The 10,006-nt window shown below is 34.3% G+C and carries 9 protein-coding genes; 5 read left to right on the top strand and 4 right to left on the bottom strand.

Translation table 11 applies throughout. The annotated features are described in order from the left end of the window. Positions 1-107: 107 nt before the first annotated feature. From HOG71_02855 to HOG71_02845, 3 genes are all read right to left on the bottom strand, one after another. The gene (locus HOG71_02855) at positions 108-665 is read right to left on the bottom strand and encodes a hypothetical protein (GenBank protein MBT5989770.1); all 558 of its coding nucleotides are present in this window, start codon (positions 663-665) and stop codon (positions 108-110) included. A gap of 624 nt (positions 666-1,289) precedes the next feature. Then, the gene (locus HOG71_02850; protein ID MBT5989769.1) at positions 1,290-3,182 is read right to left on the bottom strand and encodes a T9SS type A sorting domain-containing protein; all 1,893 of its coding nucleotides are present in this window, start codon (positions 3,180-3,182) and stop codon (positions 1,290-1,292) included. Between the two features lie 149 nt (positions 3,183-3,331). Further along, positions 3,332-3,571, bottom strand: coding sequence for a hypothetical protein (locus HOG71_02845; GenBank protein MBT5989768.1), 240 nt, complete (start codon positions 3,569-3,571; stop codon positions 3,332-3,334). Between the two features lie 375 nt (positions 3,572-3,946). Between HOG71_02845 and HOG71_02840 the strand changes: the two genes are divergently transcribed. From HOG71_02840 to HOG71_02820, 5 genes are all read left to right on the top strand, one after another. Continuing rightward, a complete protein-coding gene (locus HOG71_02840) occupies positions 3,947-4,882 on the top strand; it encodes an ATP-binding cassette domain-containing protein (GenBank protein MBT5989767.1) in 936 nt (311 codons plus the stop codon). Between the two features lie 4 nt (positions 4,883-4,886). Continuing rightward, complete coding sequence (locus tag HOG71_02835) at positions 4,887-5,612, top strand: ABC transporter permease subunit (protein MBT5989766.1); 726 nt, start codon at positions 4,887-4,889, stop codon at positions 5,610-5,612. After that, complete coding sequence (locus HOG71_02830) at positions 5,605-7,134, top strand: GldG family protein (protein ID MBT5989765.1); 1,530 nt, start codon at positions 5,605-5,607, stop codon at positions 7,132-7,134. The genes HOG71_02835 and HOG71_02830 overlap by 8 nt, the downstream gene beginning before the upstream one ends. Before the next feature lie 19 nt (positions 7,135-7,153). Further along, positions 7,154-8,092, top strand: a complete 939-nt coding sequence (locus tag HOG71_02825) for a DUF4340 domain-containing protein (GenBank protein ID MBT5989764.1) — start codon at positions 7,154-7,156, stop codon at positions 8,090-8,092. 132 nt (positions 8,093-8,224) lie between these two features. Further along, entirely contained in the window at positions 8,225-9,253 is a 1,029-nt protein-coding gene (locus HOG71_02820; protein ID MBT5989763.1) for an AI-2E family transporter, read from the top strand. A gap of 86 nt (positions 9,254-9,339) precedes the next feature. Here the strand turns inward: HOG71_02820 and HOG71_02815 are convergent, their stop codons facing one another. After that, on the bottom strand, positions 9,340-9,930 hold the full coding sequence (locus HOG71_02815; GenBank protein ID MBT5989762.1) for a hypothetical protein: 591 nt from the start codon (positions 9,928-9,930) through the stop codon (positions 9,340-9,342). Positions 9,931-10,006 lie beyond the last annotated feature (76 nt).

Raw genomic sequence — 10,006 nt, 5'->3', positions numbered from 1 at the left:
TCCAAATCAATTCGATTGCAACTATTAATTGCCTAAGCGTGTACCTGTCATCTATATTGTGGAAAACTCAGAAATTGAATAAAATTACTTGCTATGTTTGTCCCTGATTAGTTACGAAACTTGATATTTAAATCGAATCCTGTGTCATTCAGCATAATACGACCATGGTTTGCATCCTCAATGTAATAACTAGCAGCAGCATCCTTTAAATTAACATGATAAGTCTGGGCAAGTTTATTTGCAATTTCTGATACTTTATCCTTGGTATAGGACATAAATACATACTCGCCCAAAATGAATGTATCATCTAAGAAATAGTACAATACTTTCGCCCGATGTCCATAAACATCTTTTCGGTAACAAAAAACACGTAGGTCTTTACCTTCAATATGTAGAATTGAATAGCCGTATATTTTCTTATACTTTTTCCGATGTTTTTTACGACTGGAAAAAAATGCTGTTTTTTCAAAACCTACTCGCTCCGTGCTATGGTAAATCTGAAATTTGGTATTTGGAAAGAAGATTTCGTAAATATGATGATCAGGATCATCGTGATAACAAAGTTTGTATGGAGTTGGAATATCCTTTTGTTGGCAATATTGGTTAAACCGACTGCTATATTTACCAAAAAAAAGTTGATTAAAAAAATATCCCGGACCTTTCATAAATCTATATCCACGTAATAACAGTTAATTTAGCGTTATTAAATGGCTGCAAATATAGCATATGCTGAGATAAATCTCTTGTTTATTGATTTTTTTGAGCTATACTTTTCGTTTTTTAATTGCCTATTCGATTTACCGATAAATTGGTAGATTATTGTTAATCAACTATCCTAGTTGATTTGTCATACAAACGATCTTTTCCACTCGTTGCCCCATCAAGAAATGCAATCAAAAGTAGAGTTCCATTAGAATATCTTGGTGCAATAAGCGAAGTCATATTTGATGTTTCTCATTTATAGATGGTGTATAAAACTGACCAGATGCAGTATGAAACCAATGATTATTCGTAAAGCTACCTGAAGTAGCTGAATTTATATAATCAAAATATCCCTGTCCTGATTCCATATAGTACTAACATCTTGCAGTTACACAGCCTGAGCTATTCCATGATTAATTATCAGCGCTGGAATAGCAACTTCCATTGCTTCCAACATCAGACCAACACCAACCTAAATGTTACCATCTAAGTTGGTGTTGGTTACGAAAAATGCATCTGCATTTATACGTGAAGGATATGGATTTCCTATTAAATGATAAGCATATCCTGAAGTTGAACCTAACCCACTAAAAAGAACTCAATTTTAGTAATTTATTTGTGTGTACGTCATTTCCTGAGACCAATTTCACAAAGTAATATCCATCTTTTCCCTTGATGTGTATGGTTTCAATTCCTTTGGTTTTTATTTGCTTTTGAACAACTAATTGACCTAATACATCATATACGAATAATTCATAATTTGATTCTTTAGAATTTGTAAGATCAATAATTAAGTCACTAGAATTAAAATAAGTTGTTATTTCACTTATCTGATTTAGTTCATTTTTTTCTTCCAGTGTAGTTAAATTATTTTCAACTATTTGAGATGGATATGAAAAATGCAGAATAAACCTTTTTTCCTCAACAATTGGTTCATACATAAATGAATATTCCCCTGTTTTCATATTTATCATTTTGTTCAATACTAAATCCTCTATGAACACATCCATATCTGTAGCAAAATTATCCAGACCAGAAACACTTAATTTCTTCAGACCACCTGGCCCTGCACTCAAATATAATGGAATACTATTACCTTGTCTATTTTCAGGGATTGCATTGATGGAAAGATCTTTTCCATCATTTGTTTTTGAGTAAATTGTGGTACGATTTATACTATTTCCATCTAATTTATAAGCATCATATTGTCCATCAAAATATTCAGTCGACTGATCATCAAAGTAAACGACTGTTTCGTCATACAAATTAGCATCTTCCAATTTTAATGTCAAGCTATTCTTCTTAGAATTTTCAGCACGCATCTTAATGTCATGGTGCGTACAAGCAATTCCATTTACAGTTAGTTTGGCTGTACCTCCAGTTAAAACACTGACAAAATAGCCTTGAGATGCTGGAATAAATTGAGATCCACCATTGGTAGCATTACCATTTACATAGCTTGAAACAGCACTAGTAGATGGATCCCATACATAGGTAGAATTGTTTATCAATAATTTTGTCCAACCACTTCCATTATCCCAATCAACAGCTGATAAATAAGGATTGCCAACAAAATTGTAGCCATTTGAATAATTTATTAATTCTCTATTCTTTGATCCTTGATATGGTGTGCCTATTATTGATACCGTTGTATTATTTTTAAAATACACATCATAACCATTCAATAAAGTCAGCGTATCGTTTGGACCAATTGATGACCAGGATGAGCTAGCAGGATTGTATTCATAAAGTGCAGCCTGGTTAAAACAATTGCTAGGTGTACCTTGAATAACTGGGGTGAAATAATGCCATTCACCGCCTTTAAAATATCTTTCAAACCGAACCGTACCTGAGCCATAAATTGTCCCAGCACTTAGTAATGAAGCAGTTCGGCCATTCGTATCTGATTCTAAGATTATACATTCGCTTCCATTTAATGTAAACTTATCTATCACAGTAAAAAATACAGTTGAATTCAGTATTAAAGAAGCACTATCAGCTATAATTAGATCATCATTAATCGTAATATTTGAAGCAACAGTGGTTGACCCAGCATTAATATGAAGATCTTCAAAGTTGGTGAAAATTATTGATGGCAAAGTATTGGTGGCAGTTATTTCAACTGTACCAATGCCAGGTGTCCAGGTTGCACCAACCGAACTTTCACCAGCAATTGCTAAAGCTCCTGTGATCAGTGTTCCACCTGCAGCCATGTTTATTTCACTATAAGTTGTATTGAAGTTTTCATTAAGCGAAACTGATCCGGCTGTTAATGTTGCATCTGAAGTAAAAGTGAGAACACCTACTCGATTACCGTGGTTACTGGCAAATCCAACATCCACATTTCCTGTTACGGTTAATGAGGGAGTTAAACCTGAAAAATTCATATATGCAACACCACCTCCATCTCCGATAATTAACGAAGCACATTCAGCATTGGTGACATTCACTGTTACTGTATGGTCATTTTCAATAATCACATCTGAAACCAAATTAGGAACAATTCCATTCGGCCAGGGTGAGTCTGGCGTTGTTGAATTCCAGTTACCTGACCCGGCTGTTGATATGGTGGCTGATATTGCGATTAAAACATTAAAAGTAGTATGTTTTTTTTCATAATTTATTGATTTTATTTCATCATGATTTCTTCTGAATAAATAAGATCTCCATCAGATAAAGTGCTCACAAGAACGAGAAAATCTGTATGATTAGTTGAGCCGCCAACTTTCGTATTGTCGATTGTGATTTTTTTTCGATATGACCAGTTGGCACTGTACCATCCCTGAGCACTTATTTCAGAAAGAGGGAAAATGAAAAGAAGCAGCATTACAAAGAGAACTATTCGTTTATTATCTGATTTTTTCAACATGATGTATTATTGTTAAAAACTGTTTTCAAGTTTTATTAATGAACCTCTTAAAGTCCTAACTCACCAACACCTTAAATGCCACATTATCAAATATATAGAAATAAATTATAGCAAACTTAAACTATTAATATTGAATTTTTAATTATTCTTATTCACAAAATATCTCAATATTAACATTGTACTTTTTTTCTGATTGGAATGATACATAAAAACTCTTTTAACAAAAAGAATGACCTAAAACATCATAATTTTTGCACTGTAAAAATGTTTTATTCCTTATACCTACGCATCAATTGTTGGAGAAGACTTCATTTGTTTAATAGCTTGACAAAAAGCCCCAAACTCCCTATTTTTGCAAATCGAAAAATATATTCTATGGAAATAAACATTGAAAACTTAACAAAAATTTACAGGGAACAAAAAGCGATCAATGCGATTTCTTTCCAGCTGAATAGTGGCGAAGTATTGGGCTTTTTGGGTCCAAATGGTGCAGGGAAAAGCACCACCATGAAAATCATTTCTTGCTTTATGGCTCCTAGTTCAGGTAATGTAACTGTTGATGGGAAATCTATTTTTGATGATCCTGAAGCATTTAAGTTGAAAATTGGTTACCTGCCAGAAAATAACCCACTATACCTGGACATGTATATTCATGATTATCTCGCTTTTATTGCTGCCTTACAAAAAGTTCCTAAAGACAAAACCATTTCACGCATCAGCGAAATTATTGAATACGTTGGTTTGGGTGATGAACAGCATAAAAAAATTGGCGAGCTTTCGAAAGGATACAAACAACGGGTTGGCTTAGCACAAGCATTGATCCATGATCCTGAAGTCCTGATATTGGATGAACCGACATCTGGTCTTGACCCTAACCAAATTGTGGAGATCAGGGAATTAATTAAAAATCTGGGCAAGGAAAAAACCATACTCTTGAGTACACATATTTTGCAAGAAGTGGAAGCAACTTGCGATCGAATTATCATCATCAACAAAGGAAAAATTGTAGCCGATTCAACCCCAGCGGCCTTGCATCAGCAAGCACAAAGTGGCAGTTTAATCAGGCTTCAATTAGAATCAAAACAAACAGTTGATCAGGTATCAATGATACTGAAAGAGATTCCCTCAATAATTGATTTATCCGTTTTAGATGATCAGAAATTATTATATCAAATTCAATCAAGCGATGCCTATAGCAGTAAGAAAGCCTTATTTGATTTGTGCGTAAAGCAAGGCTGGTATATGCTTGAAATGAAAGAAAGTGAAACCAAATTGGAAGACATTTTCAGAAAATTAACAGCTTCAAACTAAGACTATGAATGCAATTTGGATATTGACAAAAAAAGAAATCAAAAGCTATTTCGATTCATTGATAGCTTATATTTTATTGATACTTTTTCTAGGATTCAGTGGCTTTTTCACCTGGCTCTATGGGAATGACATCTTTCTGGTCGGACAGGCCAGTTTAAATGTATTCTTTTCGTGGTCGTTCTGGACCTTGTTTTTTTTCATCCCGGGTATTACCATGCGCACAGTAGCAGAGGAAATGCATTCAGGAACTATCGAAATATTATCAACCAAAGCAATTTCGAACATGCAAATTATCAGCGCCAAATTTCTTGCTGCCTGGATGCTGGTGCTCATTGCCTTGCTACTAACTCTGCCCTATTACATCACAGTCAGTCGATTAGGAGACGTAGACCACGGTGCTATTATTGGCGGTTATTTGGGTTTATTACTAATTAGTGGTACCTATATTAGTATTGGCATATTTGCCAGCAGCATATCCCGTAATCAGATTGTTGCCTTTTTACTCACCTTATTCATTGCCTTGTTTTTCCAGTTGATTTTTGATTTAATTGCACGAAACATGACCGGTGGAATGGCCGCATTTTTCAATTTTATCAGTTTAAATTCTCACTTCGGATCTATTTCCAGAGGTGTAATCGATTTCAGAGATATATTTTACTTCTTTTCCATGATATTTTCCGGCTTACTACTGGCTAATTTCATGTTATCAAAAAAGAGCTTAATTGACTAAAGATATGTATCAAAATAAAAAACAAGCCAGCATTCGGATATTGATTATTTTAGGTATAATCATAGCCATTAATGTGATTTTATATTCATTCAACTGGCGTTTGGATTTCACTGCTGACAAACGTTATACACTCAGTGAAACAACTCGAACAACCTTGGAAAATCTGGAAGAACCCTTAACAATAACTGCTTATTTTTCAGAAAAATTACCTAGCGACATCCAATTACTAAAAAACGATTTTCGCTATATGCTGGAAGAATACAGCAAGTATTCGAAAAACAAAGTGGTTTTTTCGTTTGTTAATCCACAGAAAGATGCACGAACACAAAAAAAGGTAGAGCAAAAAGGTATTGTACCACAAATTCACAATATGCGCAAAAAAGATAAATTTGAACAACAACAGGTTTATTTGGGAGCAGAAGTACAATATGGTGAAAATTCTGAAATAATTCCAGCTATTCAACCAGGGGCGCCAATGGAATTTGCCTTAACATTTGCTATCCGTAAAATTTCATCAGATGATAAACCATCAGTAGCACTTATAAAAGGACATGGAGAAGCAGGATTAGCCGAATTGTCATATGTGAATGAGGCTTTGTCGGCTCTTTACAATTTAGAAGAGTTGGATTTGACTGATCAAACAACCATACCTCCTCACTTTAAAACAATCGCTATTGTCAATCCACTAGACTCTTTCAGTACTAAACAAATTCAAGAAATAAATAGCTTTGTTGGTTCTGGAGGCAGTGTTTTCATTGCGCATGGTTTAGTTCGTGGAGATTTATCAGGACAACCACCTCAATCCTATATCAATTCAACTGCTTTAGAAAGCTGGCTCAGCACATTAGGTATTATCATCAAACGCAATTTGGTCATCGATGAGCAAAGTACGCAGATTACCGTGCAACAAAAACAAGGGAATTATGTAATGAATACACCTCTTGATTTTCCTTATATCCCCTATTTTTCAAATTTTGGCAAGCATTCCATAACCGAAGGAATGGAATCGATGTTGGTTCCTTTTGCTTCAGAAATCGAGTGTGTTATTTCAGATACAAACATTAAAGCATTTCCATTGGTGCAAACATCTGATTTCTCAGGTGTTGAAATTGCTCCGGGAACCTTTGATATCACTAGGAAATGGCACCGACAACTTTTTAATCGTAGCCGAATTCCTGTAGCATTTGCAATTGAAGGACCATTGGTCGGAACAAACAATGCACGAATAGTGGTTATTTCGAATGGAGAATTTGCACTAAACGACCAGCAAGGTAGATTTCAGGGAACACCCGATAATATCAACTTTTTTGCCGGTGCCATTGATTGGCTTTCGGATGAAACGGGTTTGGCAGAATTGCGCACAAAAACCATTAGTTCACGACCAATCAAACAGTTATCCGATAAGAAAAAAAGCTTTTTGAAATACATGAATGTATTACTTCCCATCCTTATCCTTGTCATTATTGCCATAATAAGGCTGCGGTTGCAAAAAAGAAAAATTGCCATCTGGACTAATCATTAAATGTTAAAAACCGATAATAATGAAGCTTAAGAATTCACAATTATTGCTAATTTTTCTTGTTGTAGTCGTACTGCTGGTAGGCTTGCGATTTCTCAAATCACAAAAGGAAGAAGGAAGCTTAAAACAAACATTTTTTGAAATCGACAGTAGTCAGATAGTCCAGTTTAATATTACCCCTCTTGCTAATGAATACGAAGGTTTTAAACTGGTGAAAAACAATGATCATTGGATGTTGGAACAAAAAGATAAGCTAAGCTTTCGGGTATCTGATGAAGCCATTATACGTGCTATTGAAGAATTATTTAAACTGAAACCATCTCGCCTGGCCTCTGAAAGTAAGGATAGCTGGAGCAAATACGAAGTAGACACTGCGGGTAGCCTATTGGAGATTTTTACCTCAAACGAAAGCTTTCAGATTATCATTGGCAAAATGATTTTTCAAAATCAAGTAAGGGTTAATCAATATGTTCGATTGCCAGATGAAGATCAGGTTTATGCTTGTGAGAGTTATTTGGAAGGTACATTTAAGAATCCGGTGAATAAGTGGCGTAACAAGCAAAATATTGTGTGGCCATTGGGTTTTTGGCAGGAAGTAAATATTTCTGGTAATGCTAAAAATATTGGATTTTTCAGAAATGAAGATTCATGGATTAACAAGCATACACAAACAGATTTAGGGAATGATGTTGAATTGATTGCACTAATAGATGGATTTAATGCGCTCGGTTTTTCACAAAATAAAGACTTAACAACAGATTCCATGTTGTATAGTATTCAAATAACAACAACCCAAAATGAAAGTGTAAAACTGAGTCTATATAAAAATGCCCATGAAATGATATTGAGTTCGGCTTACAATACAGGCAACTACTTTGTTATTGACTCAAGCAAAACAGTCAGTTTTATGCAGGAAATTAAAAAATATGCAGAACACAGTTTGATAACTCCCTTGTTCTAATATTTTAATTGAATCAGGAATCCGTGAAATCAATTAGAAAAGAGTTAAAGATTCACTAATTCAATTCCTCTTTTGGGTTTTCTAGATTAAAACAGAATTTTCCTTAAATTCCATCATCTAATAAGTAAGCTTATGAAGATTAAAAATATGGCCTATGCATTGGTAGTGGGAATTGCCATTGTAATTATTTTAATTTATGGCAAAAACATTATCCTGCCTTTGGTACTTGCCATACTAATTTGGTTCCTGATTAAAGGTATTCGAAATGGCATTAAGCGAATTAAGATTCGTAATCGGATTGCTCCGCTTTGGCTTCAGAATATTTTAGCTTTCATTATTGTATTTGGCATTCTGACCTTCGTTGGCAAATTATTAGCCAATAATATTAATAAAATATCAGCTCTGCTCCCACTGTATGAGGCTAATATTCAGCAAATGATAAAGCAGCTAAACGACTATACAGGACTTGATATTTATGCTACACTAAACAATTATATTGGCGACTTTGATTTTTCAACCATACTTAAATCGCTATTAAATTCCATCACAGATTTATTTGGCAGTGCATTTATCGTGATTATATATGTTGTATTTTTATTATTGGAAGAAGCAATTTTTAGCTTAAAAATAAAAGCAGTTTTCAAAGAACAAGATCAATTTGAAAAAGTCAATGGTATTTTACAGAAGGTGAATAAGTCAATCAATTCCTATATCACTTTAAAAACAATGGTCAGTTTAATTACCGGAAGTGTTAGTTATATCGTCTTGTTAATACTACATATCGATTTCGCATTCTTCTGGGCCTTCCTCATTTTTGTATTAAATTATATACCTACAATAGGCTCTTTAATCGCCACACTATTTCCGTCTATAATTGCTTTGGTTCAATTCAGTTCATTTTCACATTTCTTTTTGGTTTTAGCACTAATTGGTGCGGTACAAATTCTTGTTGGCAATCTACTCGAACCTCGAATCATGGGTCAAACATTAAACATAAGTCCATTGGTGGTAATTATTTCTCTGACATTCTGGGGTGCAATTTGGGGTGTTTTAGGGATGTTATTGAGTGTCCCAATCATGGTGATGCTTATTATTATTTTCGCTCAATTTGAAAATACAAAAAGTATTGCTGTGTTGCTATCGGCTAAAGGGAATGTTTGAAATAGTTTATAATATCTGAATCTTCACAGATTGACTCAGATGAGAGATAGTTTAACTCAGATGGGAGATACAGATTGAAGAAGCCATTACTCCTTTACTTTTTTTCCATCCTCATATTCTTCTGTGAAAGCTACATTTCCTTCATCATCATACCATGTCCATATGCCTGTGTCCTTTCCATTTAACATATTTCCGGCTGATTGGATGCTTCCGTTTTTTCGATAGTAAATCCAATAAGACGTCATAAAGCCATTTAAGTCAATTTTGCCCTGATACTTAATTTGCCCATTTCGATAATACCGAACATAATCACCAAATATACTTCCTTCCCGAAATTCATCCATTGTTTTCAAATCTCCTCTTCTTGAGAAATTAAAACAGCGCGAATCTGGAAGGATATTATCAATCGTATCCGAAACTACTAAATCAATACAATAGGATTTTATACGTTTAAACCGGAACAATGTATCCGAAGCAATCAGTCCATTTTCCAAATAAATGATGTTTTTTTTGAATCCAAAATGTTTTTCAAGAACAGTACCGGTGTATGGAAGAGAATCGCCATTCAGGTAAAAGATGCAATTAACAGACTTAGACGTATCAAATTCTGACCAATCATGATGTTGGCCATAAGCCAGTGTGCTACAGAATAAGAAGAATATGAGTAACCTTATCATTTACAAAATTAAACGTTTGATCTACCTCTTTATATAGCCTCTCATTACTCCACGGTCGGACTTTCTGATAAAGCTT

This window comes from Bacteroidota bacterium, from assembly GCA_018698135.1.
GTDB lineage: Bacteria > Bacteroidota > Bacteroidia > CAILMK01 > JAAYUY01 > JABINZ01.
This window is presented reverse-complemented; position numbering and strand designations above follow the sequence as displayed.